A 300-nucleotide genomic window follows, 5' to 3' on the forward strand; every position below is an offset into this window, starting at 1 on the left:
AACGCCGTTCTTCGGCGCCCTGCTGCAATACCCGGCCAGCAACTGTGATGTGTTCGACTATCGCGAACTGACCGCACGCTTCCACGCCGCCAACGCCCTGGTCGCCGTCGCGGCTGACCTGCTGGCCCTGACCGTGCTGACCCCGCCGGGCGAATTCGGCGCCGACGTGGCCATCGGCAGCGCACAACGCTTTGGCGTGCCGCTGGGTTTTGGTGGCCCGCACGCGGCTTATTTCTCGACGAAAGATGCGTTCAAGCGTGCCATGCCGGGCCGTCTGGCCGGTGTTTCCGTGGACCGTTT

The 300-nt window shown here is 66.0% G+C and carries 1 pseudogene; it reads left to right on the forward strand.

The features are described from left to right. A pseudogene (locus BK665_RS33090) lies at window positions 1–300 on the forward strand (glycine dehydrogenase (aminomethyl-transferring)); the annotation flags it as partial.

It is taken from the genome of Pseudomonas frederiksbergensis, assembly GCF_003732665.1.
Classification (GTDB): Bacteria; Pseudomonadota; Gammaproteobacteria; order Pseudomonadales; family Pseudomonadaceae; genus Aquipseudomonas; species Aquipseudomonas frederiksbergensis_G.